The sequence below is a fragment of the Clostridium sp. CF012 genome (assembly GCF_018861755.1).
In the GTDB taxonomy this organism is placed as follows: Bacteria; Bacillota; Clostridia; order Clostridiales; family Clostridiaceae; genus Clostridium_AD.
This window is the reverse complement of record NZ_JAHLEF010000002.1, coordinates 89,190-108,759: the sequence shown is the minus strand read 5'-3', so window position 1 is coordinate 108,759 and position 19,570 is coordinate 89,190. Positions and strand designations below refer to the sequence as shown.

Sequence of the window (19,570 nt, the reverse complement as noted above, 5' to 3'; positions counted from 1 at the left end):
TTAATTATTTAAGGGAAGTATACGAGGAGTGAAATTATGAGGGATAAGATTTTTATAAAGGGTGCTAAGGTTAACAATTTAAAAAATGTAGATTTAGAGATACCAAGAGATAAATTTGTAGTGTTTACTGGACTTTCAGGATCTGGTAAATCCTCACTAGCTTTTGATACATTATATGCAGAAGGTCAAAGACGGTATGTAGAGTCACTGTCAGCTTACGCAAGACAGTTCTTAGGTAATATGGATAAGCCAGATGTTGAGTACATAGAGGGGTTATCTCCGGCTATTTCAATAGATCAGAAAACTACTAATAGAAATCCACGTTCTACAGTAGGTACAGTAACTGAAATTTACGATTATTTGAGATTGCTTTATGCTAAAGTTGGAACGCCTCATTGTCCTAAATGTGGCAAGGTGATTTCTCAGCAGACTGTAGATCAGATGGTGGACAGAATAATGGAGATGCCACCGAAAACTAAGCTTTTGATCCTCTCACCTATAATACGAGGGAAAAAGGGTGAGCATGTTAAGATAATAGAAAATATTAAAAAGAATGGTTTTGTTCGTGCTAGAATTGATGGCAGTATAGTAGAGCTTATGGAAGAAGAGATAAAGCTAGCAAAGACTAAGAAGCATAGTATAGAAATAGTTATTGATAGAATTTCTGTAAAAGAAGAAATCCGTGGTAGACTTTCTGAATCCTTAGAAAGTGCTTTAAAATTAGCAGAAGGAACTGCAATAGCAAGCGTTGTAGATGGAGAAGACGTGCTTTTTAGTGAACATTTTGCTTGTCCGGATTGTGGTATAAGCCTGGGAGAATTGGCACCTAGGATGTTTTCTTTCAATTCCCCTTTTGGTAAATGTGATACCTGCGATGGACTTGGTACTCTTATGGAAATTGATGAGGATTTAATTATTCCAGATAAAAGTAAGAGTATTTTAGGGGGAGCTATTTTGTCTTTTGGAGAAGGAAGCCTTAAAGAGGATTCTTGGACTTTTGCAGTACTAAAGGCACTAAGTGAAAAATATAAGTTTAATTTAAATACGCCTATAGAAGAATATGATCCAGAAATCCTTAAAATACTATTATATGGAACTAATGGAGAGCGAATAAAGGTAGAGTACGTTAAAGAGTATAGAACAGGTACCTTTAATCATATTTATGAAGGAATTATAAATAATTTAAAAAGGCGATATTTTGAAACCTCTTCTGATTATATAAAAAGAGAAGTTGAACAGTATATGGGGGATAATGCATGCCCTAAGTGTAATGGTGCAAGGCTTAGCCCCGAAGCACTAGCCGTAACTGTTGGGGAAAAGAATATATATGAATTTTGCAACATGTCAATTGTAGATGAAGTGAATTTTTTAGGAAAAGTAAAGTTATCAGAAAAAAATGAGATGATAGCTAATCAAATTTTTAAAGAAATAAGTAGTAGACTCAGTTTCCTTACCAATGTGGGACTTGATTATCTAAATTTAACAAGATCTGCAGGTACCTTGTCCGGTGGAGAAGCGCAGAGAATAAGACTAGCAACTCAAATAGGTTCAAGCCTCATGGGAGTTTTATATATTTTAGATGAACCTAGTATCGGACTTCATCAAAGGGATAATGAAAAGCTTATTAAGACATTAAAACATCTAAGAGATTTAGGTAATAGTTTAGTTGTTGTAGAACATGATGAGGACACTATGATGGAAGCAGATTATATCGTAGATATTGGGCCAGGAGCTGGGGAACATGGAGGAGAAATTGTGGCAGCTGGAACAATCGACGACATAAAGAACTGCGAAGCGTCAATTACAGGGCAATATTTAAGTGGTAAAAAGAGAATTGATGTTCCGGAGAAAACTAGAGTGTCCAATGGATCATGTATAAAAATAATCAATGCGAAGCAAAATAACCTTAAGAATGTTAGTGTAGATTTTCCACTGGGCGTTTTTACTTGTGTTACTGGTGTCTCAGGCTCTGGAAAGAGCACTTTAGTAAATGAAATTCTATATAAAGGTCTTAACAAAAAACTAAATAACTCTAAAAAGAATGCAGGGCTGCATAAAGATATTTTAGGGGTAGAGAATATTGATAAAATTATAGATATTGACCAAGGTCCTATTGGACGTACTCCAAGATCCAATCCAGCTACGTATACAGGGGTATTTGATATAATTCGAGATGTTTTCTCCATGAGCTCAGAAGCGAAAATACGTGGCTATAAGCCAGGTAGATTCAGTTTTAATGTAAAGGGTGGAAGATGCGAGGCTTGCAAGGGTGATGGAATAATTAAAATAGAAATGCAATTTTTATCTGATGTATATGTACCTTGTGAGGTTTGTAAAGGCAAAAGATACAATAGAGAAACCTTAGAGGTTAAGTATAAAGGTAAAAATATCGATGAAATCTTAAATATGACCGTGGAGGAAGCTGTAAGGTTCTTTGAAAATATTCCAAGAATCCATAGTAAATTTAAAACACTTATTGATGTTGGATTAGGTTACATTAGACTAGGTCAGCCTTCCACTCAATTATCTGGTGGTGAGGCCCAAAGAATTAAACTGGCCTCAGAATTATCTAAGAGAAGCACAGGTAAGACTTTTTATATTTTAGATGAGCCTACTACAGGACTTCATATTGATGATGTTAGCAAACTTATTAAAATACTTCAAAGATTAGTTGACGCGGGTAACACTGTAGTGGTAATAGAACATAATTTAGACGTTATAAAGTGTTCAGATTATATTATAGATTTAGGTCCTGAAGGTGGAGATAAGGGAGGTTACATCATGTGCAGCGGAACTCCGAAAGAAATTTCCTTAAATGTAAATTCATATACAGGACAATATTTAAAAAAGATGTTATAATTTATTCAAGGCTAGCATATTAATTGAATGCTAGTCTTTGATTATTTTTATAAAGAGGAGAAAGTGACTTATGACTATTATAAGCTCGATCATGAAGTATGTAATTATAGCGATTATTTACCTCATAATAATATTTGCTTTGAGAATAATGTATAAAGACATAAAAGGTGGGGCAAAGAAGAAAACTGTAATAAAGAAAACTATGGGACTTGAGGTTATAGAAAGAGGAGAAAATTTCAACTTAAGAGTTGGTGCGGTCATTCCTCTGAATGACGAACTTTCCGTAGGTAGAAAAGCAGATAATCTTTTAATATTGGGTGATAAATACGTGTCTTCTCAGCATGCAAGAATATATAGAAAAAATACAGATTATATTCTGCAGGATTTGGGGAGTACTAATGGTACATTAATGAACAAGAAAAGGGTGAAGGACAGGGTTGTTATAAAAAAAGGCGACGAAATTAAAATAGGAACTTCAATTTTTAAGGTTATAGGATAAATTTCAGCACCGAGGGTGATGAACAGCTGCTAAGGTGATGATTAGGGAGGTGATATCATGGAAAGTATAAAGGAAGAACGGAAACTTCTAAGGTATACTTATCTTTTATGTATAGTTTTGTTTGTAAATATGTTTTTTATTGGTAAAGATGGTCTTGATAATGGCGCCTTAATAATGGGTGTAATAATATGTATACTTTTTGCCTATTCTCATTTTATAATAAGAAGATTTTTCCCGGACGGAGATAAATATATATTACTATTTTCAAATGTTTTGGCGGTTATAGGCATGGGGATGTTATATAGGTTAGATTCAGCTGTGGCGCTAAAACAACTTATATGGTATACCGTAGGCATAGCCATATTCATTTTAGTGGTAGTGCTTTTCCCGAGTTTAACTAATTTCGGAAAGTACAAATGGTTTTATTTGGTATGTACGCTTGTTCTTATGTCACTAGGAAGTTTATTTGGGAAAGAGGTTTTTGGAGCTAAAAACTGGATATCTGTTGGTGGCTTTAGTTTACAACCAACAGAATTTGGTAAATTATCCTTGGTGGCATATTTAGCTGCGTCACTACAGGATTATGGTAAGGATATTAAACAAAAGTCAGAGCTTATGAAGCTAAAAGATTTGATTGAACCTGGATTTGTAGTTATGATTTCACTTGGGTTAATGGTGCTTCAGAAGGATTTAGGGTCAGCACTTTTATTTTTTGCTGTTTCAGTAACTATGTTATATATTGCTACATCAAAATTTAGATATGTACTAGTATGTTTAGGACTTTTCATGGTAGGTGGATTTATAAGCTATAAACTTTTTGACCATGTGCGCCTAAGGATCATGATTTGGGGTGACCCATGGAAATACGGGTACGATCAAGGACATCAGGTAGTGCAATCCTTAATTTCTATAGCTTCAGGTGGACTTTTTGGAACAGGTCTTGGGCTTGGATATCCTAAAATGGTTCCTGTGCGAAATACAGATTTTATTTTTGCAGCTATATCTGAGGAAATGGGTATACTTATGGGACTCGCTATTCTTATATTATATTTTTTACTGTTTTATAGATGCATGAGGGTGCCTGTTTATGGCAAGGATAAATTTTCAAGACTACTGGCCGTGGGTTATAGCACAATGATAGCAGCTCAAGCATTAGTTATTGTTGGTGGGGTAGTTGGAGCTATACCATTAACAGGAATAACGCTACCACTGGTTAGTTATGGCGGAAGTTCTATGATAGTAACTTTCTTTTCCCTAGGCATAATTCAAAAAATTTCGGAGGAAGGTCAAAGTTATGAATGATTTTGTAATTAATATAAAAAAAGTCATGTTAGTATTTTTGATACTTTTTATTGCTTTAATTTCTTACATAACTTATATATATATGTTTAGTAGTGAAAAGGCAGTGGCTAGTACCTTTAATCAGAGATTATGGGCAGAAAGGAATAAGGTGCTCAGGGGGACAATTTACGATAAAGATATGACGCCCTTAACTAAAAGTACAAAAATAAGTGAAGTGTCTCAAAAGGAGCAATATTTGCAAGGTGAAGTTTTTGCTCATGCTATAGGGTATATGAATCCTATATACGGACTTGCAGGTCTTGAAAAAAAATATGATGCAGAGCTTATGGGATCTGGAGACACTGTAGTTTCAAAGTTTCTTGATTTTACTAAAAAGGAAGAAGAAAAGGTTGGTAATGGACTGCGAACAACTCTTGATTCTAAGCTTCAAAAGGTAGCTTATACAGCTTTAAAAGGTAAGCGTGGTGCAATAGTGGCCTTGAATCCCAAAACTGGGGAAATTTTAGCAATGGTGTCTATGCCTACTTATGATCCTAATAATTTAGAAAGGGATTGGAAAGCGATAAGGGCAAATAAGGATAGCCCACTGATGAATAGAGCAGTATCTGGCTTATATCCACCGGGGTCTATATTTAAAACTATTACGGCAATAAGTGCTTTAGAAAATCTTCCTGGTGTTTACAATAAAAGGTTTCAAGATAATGGCTCGTTAGTTTTTAATGGAAGTTCATCACTTAAAAATTATGATGGTGAGGTATTGGGGAATATAGATTTTAGAACTGCTTTCCTGCATTCCAGTAATGTGGTTTTTGGATCCTTAGGTATTGAACTCGGAAATAATGCACTTAAGGAAACTTCAGAAAAATTTTATTTTAACAAGGATACTCCAGCATCAGGTTTAGCCATAGAGAATAGCCAATTTCCAAGTTATAAAAGCAATGAAAAAGGTAATATAGCACAAAGTGCTATAGGTCAAGCTCAGGTTTTAGCTTCTCCTATGGAAATGGCGTTAGTGGCAAGTACTGTTGCTAATGGTGGGGTTATGATGCAACCAATGCTTGTTAAAGAGATATTAAGTAGTAAGGGTAAATCACTAAATAAGATAGCACCTAAAGCATTAGGCGAAAACATGTCAAAGGAAACTGCGAAGATTATGAAAGATTTAATGAGGGATGTTGTGGCTGAAGGCACAGGTAAAAGTGCAGCAGTACCTGGCATAACGGTTTCTGGAAAAACGGGCACAGCAGACCATAAGGGTGATGCTAGTAAACAAGTGGGACCACATTCTTGGTTTATTGGTTTTGCACCTTATGAAAATCCTCAAATTGCAATAGCGGTAATCGTAGAAGAAGGTGGAGTTGGTGGTGGAGTTGCTGCCAAGATAACTAGTGATATGATTAGTGCTTATTTGAAATAAAAGCAGAAAGAATTTGAAATGTGCACAAATACTAATATTATAAAGTCAGATATGGAATAATATCTGACTTTATTTTCATATACGGTACCATTATACTTTCAGTGGAAATACTTAGAAGCACTTCAAAGCGGAAGGTGATGACTTGATTACTATTTTAAGTAGAGAAGTCTGGCATTGTTAGAATTATAGCAACGTTATATATGTAGCAATTTGTAATAAATTGCCCAGGAAATAGGAGCATATAAAGAAAATTATGACTATATATGTTTGTGAACATGTGAGAGGGTATATTAATTGATAATTGTTATGCCACAGAGAGGGACTAGGAGGCATAGCAGTTAATAGCTGCTATGTGCTCCAAAGAAATACAAGGGGGTTAATATGTTTGATTTTGGATATCAACTAAAGATTCTTCCAGAGGCGCCAGGTGTTTATCTTATGAGAAACCATCTTGGTGAAATAATATATGTGGGGAAGGCTAAAATTCTAAAAAACAGAGTAAGACAATATTTTCAAACCTCAAAAAACCACTCTGAAAAAGTCAAAGCTATGGTGAAAAATATAGCTGAATTTGAATATATAGTAACGGATTCAGAAATGGAAGCACTAATACTTGAGTGTAATCTTATTAAAAAATATAGTCCAAGATATAATATTTTGCTTAAGGACGATAAGCATTATCCCTTTATAAAAATAACTATAAATGAAGAATTTCCAAGAGTTTTTGTAACTAGAAATATTGCAAATGATGGAGGGAAATATTTTGGACCCTATACAGATTCAGCAGCTGTATATACGGTTATTGAGCTTATAAAAAAAATATTCCCCCTTAGAACCTGCAAGCGAGTTATCAAAGAAGGGTTGCCTTATACTAGGCCTTGTTTGAACTATCATATTGGACTCTGCAAGGCCCCTTGTGCAGGATATATTAGTAGAGAAGAGTATGGAAAATTCATAAAAGGTACTATTGAACTGCTTACAGGAAAAGATAGAAATATCGTGGATGATCTAAAGCATAAGATGGAAAGTGCATCGGAGTCTTTGGAATTTGAAAAAGCAGCGGTATTTAGAGATAAAATTTTGGCCATAGATAAAATAAATGAAAAGCAAAAGATTGTAATAGGGAATTGTGAGAATGAAGATTTTATTAATTTATATGTGGATGAAAAAGATGTATGCCTTCAGGTGTTTTTCCTTCGGGATGGTAAAATAGTAGGACGTGAACATTTTATTTTAAATGATGCAGCGGATGAGATAGATACTGACCTTATAGAAGGATTTATAAAGAGATTTTATGGAGGCACAGCCTTTATTCCCAAAATTATATATGTTCCCTTTATAAATGAGGGAGATATTCTTGAGCAGTGGCTTAGCTTAAAAAAAGATTTAAAGGTAACCATTAAGATTCCTCAAAAGGGAGAAAAGAAGAGAATGTTAGATATGGTAGAAAATAATGCTAAGATAACCCTTGAGCAATTTAAAGTAAAGGATAAACAGGATAAGGAAATTCATAAAATTGCACTGGATGAGCTTGTAGATTTATTACAATTAGATGAAATACCAGAGCGAATTGAATCCTATGATATTTCAAATATAATGGGTGTAGATTCTGTAGGCACTATGGTAGTTTTTGAAGATGGCAAACCTAAAAGCAGCGATTATAGAAGGTTTAAAATAAAATCCGTAATAGGAGCTAACGATTATGATAGTATGCGTGAAATTTTAGAACGAAGATTTAAACGTGGTCTTTACGAAGTTGAAGAAATAAAAGAGAGAAATTTAGAGTTAAGTAAAGGCAAGTTTTGTATATTTCCTGATTTAATTCTTATGGATGGTGGAAAAGGACAGGTTAATGTAGCATTAGAAGTATTAGATAGTCTTAATATAAGTATACCTGTATGTGGAATGGTTAAGGATGATAAGCACAAAACTAGAGGACTTATATATAATAATATAGAGTTGATTATGAAAAGTAATGCTCAAAGCATGCATTTAATTACTAGAATACAGGATGAGGTGCATAGATTTGCTATTACTTATCACAGAACGCTAAGAGACAAAAGAACGCTATATTCTATACTAGATAATATACCTAATATAGGGGAAAAGAGAAGAAGAGAGCTACTTAAGAAATTTGGTAGCATTGATAATATAAAAAATGCAAAGATGGAGGAATTAATGGAAACCCCCTCCATAGATAGTAAAGCGGCGCAATGTGTTTTAGAATATTTTAAAAAACAGTAGATATTTCCAGAGAGATGAATAACGAACAATGTTGATTTAAATTGTTGAAATATATTGTGAAAAAGGTTAAACTAAAAGGGCTATAACTTTCCCCTCAGAATTATATAATTTATGCTAGGAAAGTATATAAATATATCAATATGTTCAAGGAGTGTATATGAATAAATATGTAGAATTATTTAAAAACTTATATGAAGTAATAGACAGGGCTAACATAATGATAGATGAGCCAATGAAAAACCATACTTATTTCAAAGTAGGTGGACCAGCGGATATTTTAGTAACTCCAGATGATATTAGTGAAATTCAAGCTGTTATAAAAATTTGCAAAGAAAACGGAGTTAAATATTATTTAATAGGCAATGGTTCTAATTTACTTGTAAAAGATGGTGGAATTAGAGGGGTAGTTATAAAGCTATCTAAAATTGATAAAATTGAGGTACAAGAGAATAAAATAATAGCACAAAGCGGAGCTACATTATACAATGTGGCGGAAGTAGCTTTAGGCAGTGGACTTAAAGGCATGGAGTTTGCAAGTGGAATACCCGGTAGTATTGGTGGCGCAGCAGCTATGAATGCAGGCGCCTATGATGGTGAAATGTCTATGGTAATTGAAAGTATGATAGCTATTGATGATAAGGGGGAATTATTAACCTTAACAAATGGTGAAATGGAACTTTCTTATAGGAGTAGTGCAATTTCAAAATATGGATATACAGTAGTATCAGTTACCCTTAGTCTCCAGGTGGGAGACGTAGAGGTTATAAAAGCAAGGATGGACACTCTTGCAAAAAGAAGAAGTGATAAGCAACCACTAGAATATCCATCAGCTGGAAGTACATTTAAAAGGCCAGAAGGGCATTTTGCAGGTAAGCTTATAGAAGATTGTAGTTTAAAAGGTACATGCGTCGGGGGTGCTCAAGTATCTGAGAAGCATTCTGGTTTTATTATTAATAAGAATAACGCCAGTGCAAAGGATATTCTGGACTTGATAAAGCTTGTGCAGAGCACCGTGGAAGAAAAATTCGGTGTACAACTTCACACTGAAGTAAAAGTTTGGGGAGAAGAAAAAGAAGCCTCTAAACCTGTTTAAATAAGATTTTAAAACGCACAACGAGTTAATTCGTTGTGCGTTTTTTTTATTCACACATATATTGAAGATGTCATAAAAAAATATCCTAGTAGGGCTAATTTGTTATTATTTTCAGATGCTTAATCACTGTTAAATGTGTTATAATAAAAAAATGAAACTGTATTAGTACAACGAGGTAAAAAAACTATTATCTTATAATTTTATGAAATTAAATTAGTTTGTTTATACCATAAACATATTTGTAGTAATAGATAATATTAATTTTGTAGAGGGGGGTTTTTAAATGAGATTTGTTATATTAACGGGGCTTTCCGGTGCTGGTAAAACACAAACCATAAGAAACCTTGAGGATTTAGGTTTTTTTTGTGTGGATAATTTACCGCCTACTGTAATTCCTAAATTTGCGGAGGCTTGTTATCAAACTAACGGAAATATAGATAAGATTGCACTAGTTATAGACATTAGAGGTGGAAAGTTTTTTGATGACTTATTTGAAAGCTTAACCTTTTTAAAAGAAGAAGGATATAAGTATGAAATATTATTTTTAGAGGCCTCAGATGAAGTGCTTGTTAAAAGATATAAAGAGTCAAGACGAAAGCATCCTCTAGCACCAGAGGGAAGAGTTTTAAATGGAATTGCCACTGAAAGAAAAAAACTTAAGGATGTACGTGAACGTGCTGACCATATAATTAATACTACTAAGCTTTCTGCAAGAGAACTTACAGAAGAAATTAATAATATTTATGGTGAGGAAGGTCAGATGGAAACTAAACTTATGATCACTATACTTTCTTTTGGGTTTAAGTATGGGATACCTGTGGATTCAGATTTAGTATTTGATGTTAGGTTTTTGCCAAACCCATATTATATTCCAGAGCTTAAGCAGTATTCAGGTAATGAAAAACCAGTTAGAGATTATGTGTTAGATTATGAAGGGACTGTAGTATTTATAGATAAGCTTCAAGATATGTTAGAGTTTCTCATTCCAAATTATAAAAAGGAAGGAAAAAGACAGCTAATAGTGTCTATTGGATGTACAGGGGGAAGACACAGATCTGTAGCTATATCCAATAAAATTTATGAACTGCTAGAGCAGAGCGGGCATAATGTTAACATAGATCACAGGGATATATTTGAAGATGTGAATAGAGGTGGCGGGAAGCTATGACAACCAGGGATTTATTGAAGCCTGGTATTAATATAAAAAGGTGGATTTTTCTGGGCATTGTAGGTATTTTGTTTTTGTTTTATGGAACTATTGTGTTTATTAATAAAAAATATTTATGGCCTAAAAACTTAGGTTTTCCTATTTTTTTCATTGTCCTTGGAGTTTTGATCTTATATGTTACCACCCTGCAAATTATTAAATCCTTTATTATACTAATAAACATAGGAAATGTAGATGTAGCCACTGACTCAAAAAACTTTGGGGATTTGATTTATGAAAAGAGGGCACTTGTAAAAGGTCCTAAAATAGTAGTAATCGGGGGCGGTACAGGTCTTGCAACTATGCTCCGAGGTTTGAAAAAATATACCAATAATATAACTGCAATAGTTACTGTGGCGGATGATGGTGGGGGATCAGGTGTTTTAAGAGAAGATTTAGGGATTCTCCCCCCGGGGGATATTAGAAATTGTATGTTGGCCTTAGCGGATACGGAGCCACTAATGGAGGAATTATTGCAGTATAGGTTTAAAGATGGGCGGCTCAAGGATCAAAGCTTTGGTAATTTGTTTTTAGCAGCAATGGATGGGATTTCAAATAATTTCGAAGAAGCTGTGCAGAAAATGAGCTCAGTCCTGGCTGTAACTGGAAGGGTTATACCAGTTACATTAGATAATATGATTTTAAAGGCGAAACTGAAAAATGGAAAAATAATTGATGGAGAATCAAATATACCAAAAGCTGCTCTAGAATATAACAGTCCTATTGAGGAGATTTTTATTGAGCCTAAAGATGCTATAGCAATTAAGGAAGCATTAATTGCTATAAATGGAGCAGATGCAGTAATCCTAGGCCCAGGGAGTCTTTATACTAGTATTATTCCAAATCTATTAGTAACAGAGATAAGAGACGCCTTATATAAGACAAAAGCTTTAAGAATTTATGTGTCAAATATAATGACTCAACCAGGAGAAAGTGATAATTACAGCGTATGCGACCACATAAACGCTATACATCAGCATGCTGGGTGCAAGGTGGTGGATTATGTTTTAGTAAACATAGGGAAAATAAATAATGATTTAGAAGAGAAATATCAAAATGATAATGCTTGTATGGTTAACATAAATGAAAAAGAAGTTACAAAGCTTGGTATAGAGGTAATTAAGAGCGATTTTGTCAAGATCCAAAAGGGATATGTAAGGCATGACGCGGACAAACTTGCAGCTATTATATTAGAAACAATTATGGAGAAAAAGCTGTTTTTCGATAAAAAGAGAATAGTGGAATATTTTTATTTATCACAGAGGCTTAAGGAAAATAAAAATATATAACCAATTAGATTTATTTTTATGTTCCTTCAGGAAAATAAAGATAAATAACTAATCAAATCTATTTTTATGTCTCTTCAGAAAATAAACGCAATAAGGAGTAATATAATGTCATTTTCGTCTAAGGTTAAAAATGAAATTTGTAGATTTACAGAAATGAGTAAGAAAGAAGCCATTGCAGAACTGGCGGCTATAATGAAGGTTAGCGGAACTATTGGACTTGGATCAAATAAGCAAATAAATTTTCAAATAACCACTGAAAATCCTGCAATAGCAAGACTTATATTTAAATTATTAAAGGAGCATTTTTTAATTCATGCTAGATTACTAGTTAAGAGAAGTAATTCACTTAAGAAAAAGAATGTTTATGTGGTTATAATTACAGAAGAAATGGGTGTTAAAGACCTATTGAAGCAAGTGGCAGTACTAGAAGACGAGAATTTTTTTTCCATAGATTATACTATACCAGAAAGATTAATTGATGCTGAAGAGTGCAAACGTAAATATATAAGAGGTGCCTTTTTAGGTGGCGGAAGTATTAGTAATCCAGAGAAAAACTACCATGTAGAATTTGTTACACATGATAGCGATTATGCAGAGGAGCTTTGCGCTCTTATTAATAGTTATGGACTATTATCAAAGATAATACAACGAAAAAGTAGTTTTGTAATTTATATTAAAGAGGGTGAGCAGATTGTTGACCTACTTAACATAATTGGTGCCCATAACTCCTTGTTATTCCTGGAGAATGTAAGAATAATGAAGGAAATGAGAAACAATGTAAATAGGCTTGTTAATTGCGAAACAGCAAATCTTAGTAAAACCGTAAATGCATCTGTAAGGCAAGTAGAAAGCATTAAATTAATACAAAGGGAATTAGGGTTCCAAAGGCTTCCTAAGAATTTAAGGGAGATTGCGGAGCTAAGACTTGATTATCCGGATGAATCTCTAAAAGAACTTGGTGCAATACTTGAGCCACCAGTGGGCAAATCTGGGATTAATCATAGGTTAAGAAGAATAGAAAAGATTGCAGAAGAATTAAGGAAAGAAGGAAGGTAATACGTCTAATGTCAAAGCATGAAGAGATTATTAATTATATTCACTCTCTAGAGATTGGAACTAAAATCTCAGTAAGAGGTGTAAGCAGCGAACTTGGGCTTAGCGATGGTACAGCTTATAGAGCTATAAAAGAAGCTGAAAATATGGGAATTGTTAAGACTGTACCTAGGGTTGGAACCATAAGAGTAGACAAGGTAGATAAAAAAAACATTGAAACCTTGACTTATGCTGAAGTTATAAACATCCTTGATGCAACGATTTTAGGTGGAAAAGAAGGCATAAACAGAAGTTTAAATAAATTCATAATAGGAGCTATGGACGTCGGAACAATTAGTAAATATATAAGTCCGGGTTACCTACTTATCGTTGGAAATAGGGAAGAAGCACAAGAACTTGCTCTTGAAAATGAAGCAGCGGTATTAATTACTGGAGGCTTTGATTGCAGTGAAAAAATAAAGGCCTTGGCAAATGAAAAGGGTATTCCTGTATTGTCTTCATCTTATGATACCTTCACAGTAGCAAGCATGATAAATAAAGCTATTTATGAAAGCATGGTTAAAAAAGATATTATTTTAGTTGAAGATGTGATGGATGTTAATACTACTTGTCTTATGGGCACCGACACTGTTGCTACCTGGAGAAAACTAATGATAGAAACTAATCATGAAAGATATCCGGTGCTAGACGAGAATATGAAGATTATTGGCATAGCTACTTTAAGAGATCTACAAGGACATGATGACGATAATGAACTAATTAATAGAATTATGAATAAGAATCCTATATGTGTAACACCTAAAACAACTGTAGCTTATGCAGCCCATATTATGGGATGGGATGGTATAAAGCTTTGCCCTGTGATTGATAAGAAGAAGTTAGTAGGAGTTTTAACAATAGAGCATGTTATAAAGGCCATGGAGTTTTCGCTAAGGCAGCCTCAAGTATCGGAAACTATAGATGATCTTATTTTAAAGAATTTTATATGTGAAATTGAGGGGGAAAGACTTCACTTTAATGGTCAGATTATTCCACAAATGTTAGACCCGGTTGGGACTGCTTCTTGGAGTTCGCTGAATATGCTTTTATCAACTATGGGAATAATGGCACTCAGAAAAAATAACAATATTAATATTTCAGTAGATAGTATTATGTCTTATTTTATGAAACCAGTACAAATGGGTAGTGATATTGATATATATACAGAAATTCTGGATAAGGGTAGAAATTTTTCTAAGGTAGAAATCAGTATGTACAATAGATTTAAGGAGCCTGTGGCAAAGGCAATGATTTCCGCAAAAATATTTAACAAATAATATGTATTTTTAATATTAATATAATTTTCTAATATAGGAGGTATTTTAATGTTTACACACATAGTATTTTTCAAGTTTAAAAATAGTGAACAAGTGATGGAGGCTAGAAATATATTACTTAGCATGGCGGGAAAGATACCTCAACTTAAGGGGCTAGAAGTGGGAGTGGATGTTCTACATACTGAGCGGTCTTTTGATTTAGCTTTGGTTACTAGGTTTGACTGCCTAGAGGATATGAATGCATATGCAGTGCATGAGTATCATGTAAATGAGGTGCTTAAATATTTAAAACCAATGCTGGAATCGTCCAAAGTTGTGGATTACGAGATTTTAAATGTGGATTATGAGGTTTAATTTGTGGACTAAGTAAGGCGTCTGTGGATAAAAAATATTTTTATATTCCTAATTATAGAGTTTGAGGGGAAGTGAAAAAATATGGAGGTCGAACTAGAGATAAAGGAGAGAGAAAACCTCGGAAGTTTTGTGCATCTTCATGTGCATACAGAGTATAGTTTGCTAGATGGTTCAGGGAAGATTAAAGAGCTTATTTCTAAAACCAAGGAACTGGGGATGAAGAGTCTTGCTATAACTGACCATGGAGCAATGTATGGCTGTGTTGAATTTTATAAGCAAGCAAAAGAGCAGGGAATTAAACCTATTATTGGTTGTGAAATATATGTAGCAGCTAAATCTATGAATATAAAAGAAGCGGATAGGGAGAATGATACTCATCATTTAGTGCTTTTAGTTAAGAATACACTGGGTTATGAAAATCTGATGCAGATTGTATCTGCAGCTTCCATTAAGGGTTTTTATTATAAACCAAGGGTTGATTTTGAATTTTTATCAAAGCATAGTGAGGGAATAATTGCTAGTAGCGCTTGTCTTGGTGGTGAAATTCAAAGAAATCTTCTAAGGGATAATTATGAAAAAGCTAAGGAAATAGCTTTAAAATATAGAGGAATATTCAAAGATGGTTTCTATTTAGAATTACAATATCATGGTATGCAGGACCAACTTAAGGTCAATGAACTTTTAATTAAACTTTCAAAGGATACAGGAATCCCTTTAATTTGTAGCAATGATACTCATTATATTAATAAAGAAGATGCTAAGGCTCATGATGTGCTCTTATGTATCCAAACAGCGAAAACTGTAGATGATGAAAATAGAATGAGATACCCATCAGATGAATTTTATTTAAAATCTCCAGGAGAAATGGAAAAGACTTTTTCCTATGTTCCAGAGGCTTTAAGTAACACAGTGAAAATTGCAGAGCAGTGTGATTTTGACTATGAATTTCATGTATCTAAATTACCTAAGTTTCCATTGCCAGACGCGGTAGATCCTTATGAATTTCTAAGAGAATATTGCTACAAGGGCATGGCGTCACTGTATAAAGTATTTAGTGAGGTGGAGGAAAAGGGTTTTTCTATAGAATATATAAATGAGATAGCTGAGGGGAATGACCAGGCTAAGGAGTATGTAGTCAGACTGGAATATGAACTTAATATAATAAAGCAAATGGGTTATATAGATTATTTTCTTATAGTATGGGATTTTATAAAGTTTGCAGTAGAACATGATATTCCAACAGGTCCTGGTCGTGGCTCTGCGGCAGGTTCTATAGTGGCTTATGCCTTAGGGATAACTAAGATAGACCCTATAAAATATAGTTTGATTTTTGAAAGGTTTCTAAATCCAGAAAGAGTTTCAATGCCAGATATAGATTCGGATTTTTGCTATGAAGGACGTCAAGCTGTAATTGATTATGTAGTTGAGAAATATGGCTCGGACAATGTGTCGCAAATTATAACCTTTGGAACTATGGCTCCAAGAGCTTGTATAAGGGATGTAGGAAGGGCTATGAACTATTCTTATGCAGAGGTAGATAGAATTGCTAAGATGATTCCAACTGTAATTGGTATAACTATAAATAAGGCTCTTGAGATGAATGCAGAACTCAATGAATTATATGAAGATGATATACGGGTGGAAGCACTTATAGACATTGCAAAAGCACTAGAGGGACTTCCAAGGCACAGTTCTACTCATGCAGCAGGAGTAGTTATTGCATCTCAGCCACTAGTAAATTATGTTCCTCTTCAGAAAAATGAGGAAATGATAGTAACACAATTCCCTATGGGAACCTTAGAGGAACTTGGTCTTTTAAAAATGGATTTTTTAGGGCTTCGAACACTTACAGTTATGAGGGATTGTGTGGACTTCATAAAACAAAATAGAAATGTAACTATAGATATAGATGATTTAGACATTGAAGATCACAAGGTCTATAAGATGATTGGAGAAGGGAAAACTGTAGGGATATTCCAATTAGAATCTGCAGGAATGACCAGCTTTATGAAGGAACTTAAGCCAGACAATTTAGAAGATATTATCGCCGGTATAAGTTTATATAGACCAGGCCCTATGGCGGAAATTCCACGCTATATAAAAAATAAAAATAGTATGGATAAGGTAGAATATGAAACACCGCAATTAGAAGAAATTCTTGGTGTTACCTATGGCGTAATGGTATATCAAGAACAAGTAATGGAGATTGTTAGAAAACTTGCTGGGTATTCCATGGGAAGATCAGATCTTGTACGGCGTGCTATGTCTAAAAAGAAGCACAAGGTTATGGAAGAGGAACGATATAACTTTATCCATGGAATAGTACGAGAGGATGAAACTATAGAAGTAGAGGGTTGTTTAAGAAATGGGATTACAGAAAAGGCGGCAAATCGCATCTTTGATCAAATGATGGATTTCGCCTCGTATGCCTTTAACAAATCCCATGCCGCAGCCTATGCAGTGGTAGGTTACCAAACAGCATATTTAATGTGTTATTATCCTACAGAATTTATAGCTTCTATGCTAAACAGTGTAAAGGGCGCTAGTGAGAAAATAGCCTTTTATACCAGATATGCAGTGCAAATTGGAATTGGAGTGCTGCCTCCTAGTATAAATGAAAGTTTTGCTGGTTTTACTGTAAAAGGAGATACTATAAGATTTGGTCTTACAGCACTAAAAAATGTAGGAGTAAATGTAATAGATAGTATTGTGAAAAATCGAGAAGAGAAAGGTGATTTCACCGGCTTCATGGATTTTTGCAATAAAATAGATACTTCCTGTGTAAGTAAAAGAGCAGTAGAAAGCCTTATTAAAGCAGGAGCCTTTGATGATTTTAAAATTCATAGGTCTCAGCTACTAGCAATCTATGAAAAAGTATTAGATGGAGTGAATAATGATAGAAAGAGAAATATCTCAGGACAAATAAATTTGTTTTTAGATTTTGAAAATGATTATAATAATTTCGAAATAGAGTATCCTAATATTAAAGAATTTAAAAAGAAACATCTTTTAGCTATGGAAAAAGAAATGACAGGAATATATTTATCTGGTCATCCACTAGATGAATATGAAGAGACTCTCAAAATACAAACGGATACAAGAATATCGGATATTGTGGTAGATGAAAGCCTTGAAGAAGGCAATGAAATATTGAATGAAAGCTTTAAACTTCAAGATGGTGATAAAGTTATTATCGGAGGCATAATATCAACTGTTTCAAGAAAAGTTACAAAGAATAATGCAATGATGGCTTTTATTAATTTAGAGGACTTATATGCAAGTGTAGAAGTAATAGTTTTCCCTAAGACATTTGAAAAATATAAATCCTTAATAGAAGAGGATGAAATAGTAATAATAAAAGGAAGAGTAAGCATTAGGGAAGAGGAACAACCCAAGATATTATGTGAAGATATTAAGCCACTATTAAAGATTAATAGTGAAAAAATTTATATTTTAATAGAAAATGAGACTATGATGAAGGATACACTAAAAAAATTAAAGCAAAACTTGTCCATATATAGAGGATATACTCCGGTGTTTCTTTGTACAAAACAGCCAAGAAAAATGTATGCTGTGGATAAAGCATTGTGGCTCAATGAGGAAACTGATACCATGGAGGTCCTAAGAAGCATATTTGGTGAAAGTAACGTAAAAATACAATAAAATATTCAGTTTTTATAAGTGTAACCTATGGTAACAATAGTGGGGGAAATATTTTTCTCCCGTTTTTGTTCATTGAAAGGTTTACAATGGCACCATAGTATGCTGATTGATAAAAATTTTATTTTTATCAATATAAAACGTTGAATATTTCGCGAATTTTGTATAAAATTAGAGTATAAGAAAAAAATAATCAGTATTAATATTACTGTCAATGAATATGGATATATTATAACCAAAGTGGGACTGGGTTTGACCCATCGGTACAGGGATTGTCCCAATAGTGTATGGAAGAAAGCTAAAGGAGGAATGTTTATGAAAACAATTGCGGTATTAACAAGTGGAGGAGACGCACCTGGAATGAATGCAGCCCTTAGAGCGGTAGTTAGAATGTCTATCTATAAAGGCATAAGAGTTATGGGTGTACAAAGGGGATATGCTGGGCTTATAAACGGTGAGCTTTTTGAAATGGATAGACGTTCTGTTTCTGATATAATTCATAAAGGTGGGACTATTCTTAGAACTGCCCGTTGTGAAGAATTTAAAACTCTAGAAGGAAGAGAAAAAGCAGCTAATGTACTAAGGGTATTTGGCATTGATGGGTTGGTGGTAATTGGAGGCGATGGTTCTTTCACAGGAGCACAATATTTATCAGAAATGGGTGTTGCAACTGTTGGTATTCCTGGAACTATAGATAATGATTTGCCTTATACTGAATATGCTATAGGCTTTGATACAGCATTAAATACAGTACTTGATGCTATAAACAAGATAAGAGATACTTCAAGTTCCCATGAAAGAATTAGTGTAGTTGAGGTAATGGGAAGAAATTGTGGAGATATAGCCTTATATGCTGGAATCGGTGGAGGAGCTGAAAAAGTAATTATTCCTGAAAAAGGGTATGAAATAGATGATTTATGCAAAACTATATTTGAAGGCAAGTTAAGAGGCAAAATGCACAATCTAATAATACTGGCTGAAGGTGTAGGCGGAGCGAATGAGCTTGCTAAGGAAATTGAAGAAATAACAGGTATAGAATCCAGAGCTACCATACTCGGACATATTCAAAGAGGTGGAAGTCCTAGTGGCTTTGATAGAATGTTAGCTTCGAGAATGGGAGTAGCAGCAGTAGAAGTTCTTATGGAAGGTAAATCAGGAAGAGTGATTGGTATGAGAAACGGCAAAATAATTGATGAAGATATCAATACTGCGCTTGCAATGCCAAGAAAATTAGACGAAGAACTATATGAGATTTCAAAAATTCTTTCCTACTAATT

13 protein-coding genes are annotated in these 19,570 nt (G+C 34.0%); all 13 read left to right on the top strand.

All coding sequences use genetic code 11. The features are described from left to right. The first annotated feature begins 36 nt into the window (after positions 1-36). The 13 genes from uvrA (at position 37) to pfkA (ending at position 19,568) form a co-directional block, all read left to right on the top strand. Positions 37-2,859 (top strand): excinuclease ABC subunit UvrA, encoded by a 2,823-nt coding sequence (uvrA, locus tag KPL50_RS03115; protein WP_216296986.1) that lies wholly within the window; start codon positions 37-39, stop codon positions 2,857-2,859. A gap of 70 nt (positions 2,860-2,929) precedes the next feature. Next, positions 2,930-3,358 carry an FHA domain-containing protein gene (locus KPL50_RS03110; protein ID WP_216296985.1) on the top strand — a complete coding sequence of 143 codons (429 nt, stop codon included), beginning with the start codon at positions 2,930-2,932 and terminating at the stop codon, positions 3,356-3,358. A gap of 57 nt (positions 3,359-3,415) precedes the next feature. After that, a complete protein-coding gene (locus KPL50_RS03105) occupies positions 3,416-4,660 on the top strand; it encodes an FtsW/RodA/SpoVE family cell cycle protein (RefSeq protein ID WP_216296984.1) in 1,245 nt (414 codons plus the stop codon). After that, positions 4,653-6,077: a penicillin-binding protein 2 gene (locus KPL50_RS03100; RefSeq protein WP_216296983.1), complete on the top strand. Its 1,425-nt coding sequence runs from the start codon at positions 4,653-4,655 to the stop codon at positions 6,075-6,077. Before KPL50_RS03105 ends, KPL50_RS03100 begins: the two co-directional genes overlap by 8 nt. Positions 6,078-6,458: 381 nt before the next feature. Further along, the gene (uvrC, locus tag KPL50_RS03095) at positions 6,459-8,321 is read left to right on the top strand and encodes an excinuclease ABC subunit UvrC (protein WP_216296982.1); all 1,863 of its coding nucleotides are present in this window, start codon (positions 6,459-6,461) and stop codon (positions 8,319-8,321) included. Between the two features lie 157 nt (positions 8,322-8,478). Beyond that, entirely contained in the window at positions 8,479-9,414 is a 936-nt protein-coding gene (gene murB, locus KPL50_RS03090; RefSeq protein WP_216296981.1) for a UDP-N-acetylmuramate dehydrogenase, read from the top strand. A 283-nt stretch (positions 9,415-9,697) separates the two neighbouring features. Next, positions 9,698-10,582: an RNase adapter RapZ gene (rapZ, locus tag KPL50_RS03085; RefSeq protein WP_216296980.1), complete on the top strand. Its 885-nt coding sequence runs from the start codon at positions 9,698-9,700 to the stop codon at positions 10,580-10,582. Continuing rightward, complete coding sequence (gene yvcK, locus KPL50_RS03080; protein WP_216296979.1) at positions 10,579-11,910, top strand: YvcK family protein; 1,332 nt, start codon at positions 10,579-10,581, stop codon at positions 11,908-11,910. The genes rapZ and yvcK overlap by 4 nt, the downstream gene beginning before the upstream one ends. 105 nt (positions 11,911-12,015) lie before the next feature. Further along, positions 12,016-12,966, top strand: coding sequence for a DNA-binding protein WhiA (gene whiA / locus KPL50_RS03075; protein WP_216296978.1), 951 nt, complete (start codon positions 12,016-12,018; stop codon positions 12,964-12,966). 8 nt (positions 12,967-12,974) lie between these two features. Beyond that, a complete protein-coding gene (locus KPL50_RS03070; RefSeq protein WP_216296977.1) occupies positions 12,975-14,279 on the top strand; it encodes a DRTGG domain-containing protein in 1,305 nt (434 codons plus the stop codon). A gap of 48 nt (positions 14,280-14,327) precedes the next feature. Further along, positions 14,328-14,633, top strand: a complete 306-nt coding sequence (locus KPL50_RS03065; protein WP_216296976.1) for a Dabb family protein — start codon at positions 14,328-14,330, stop codon at positions 14,631-14,633. Positions 14,634-14,714: 81 nt separating this feature from the next. Beyond that, the gene (locus KPL50_RS03060; RefSeq protein WP_216296975.1) at positions 14,715-18,296 is read left to right on the top strand and encodes a DNA polymerase III subunit alpha; all 3,582 of its coding nucleotides are present in this window, start codon (positions 14,715-14,717) and stop codon (positions 18,294-18,296) included. Positions 18,297-18,608: 312 nt separating this feature from the next. Next, on the top strand, positions 18,609-19,568 hold the full coding sequence (pfkA, locus tag KPL50_RS03055; protein ID WP_216296974.1) for a 6-phosphofructokinase: 960 nt from the start codon (positions 18,609-18,611) through the stop codon (positions 19,566-19,568). Positions 19,569-19,570 lie beyond the last annotated feature (2 nt).

What these genes read in the sequence shown, in the direction of transcription:
- KPL50_RS03110 (WP_216296985.1), top strand. Translation starts at nt 2,930, where the DNA reads ATGACTATTATAAGCTCGATCATGAAGTATGTAATTATAGCGATTATT.
- yvcK (WP_216296979.1), top strand. Translation starts at nt 10,579, where the DNA reads ATGACAACCAGGGATTTATTGAAGCCTGGTATTAATATAAAAAGGTGG.
- KPL50_RS03105 (WP_216296984.1), top strand. Translation starts at nt 3,416, where the DNA reads ATGGAAAGTATAAAGGAAGAACGGAAACTTCTAAGGTATACTTATCTT.
- pfkA (WP_216296974.1), top strand. Translation starts at nt 18,609, where the DNA reads ATGAAAACAATTGCGGTATTAACAAGTGGAGGAGACGCACCTGGAATG.
- uvrC (WP_216296982.1), top strand. Translation starts at nt 6,459, where the DNA reads ATGTTTGATTTTGGATATCAACTAAAGATTCTTCCAGAGGCGCCAGGT.
- KPL50_RS03060 (WP_216296975.1), top strand. Translation starts at nt 14,715, where the DNA reads ATGGAGGTCGAACTAGAGATAAAGGAGAGAGAAAACCTCGGAAGTTTT.
- murB (WP_216296981.1), top strand. Translation starts at nt 8,479, where the DNA reads ATGAATAAATATGTAGAATTATTTAAAAACTTATATGAAGTAATAGAC.
- KPL50_RS03070 (WP_216296977.1), top strand. Translation starts at nt 12,975, where the DNA reads ATGTCAAAGCATGAAGAGATTATTAATTATATTCACTCTCTAGAGATT.
- KPL50_RS03065 (WP_216296976.1), top strand. Translation starts at nt 14,328, where the DNA reads ATGTTTACACACATAGTATTTTTCAAGTTTAAAAATAGTGAACAAGTG.
- uvrA (WP_216296986.1), top strand. Translation starts at nt 37, where the DNA reads ATGAGGGATAAGATTTTTATAAAGGGTGCTAAGGTTAACAATTTAAAA.
- whiA (WP_216296978.1), top strand. Translation starts at nt 12,016, where the DNA reads ATGTCATTTTCGTCTAAGGTTAAAAATGAAATTTGTAGATTTACAGAA.
- rapZ (WP_216296980.1), top strand. Translation starts at nt 9,698, where the DNA reads ATGAGATTTGTTATATTAACGGGGCTTTCCGGTGCTGGTAAAACACAA.
- KPL50_RS03100 (WP_216296983.1), top strand. Translation starts at nt 4,653, where the DNA reads ATGAATGATTTTGTAATTAATATAAAAAAAGTCATGTTAGTATTTTTG.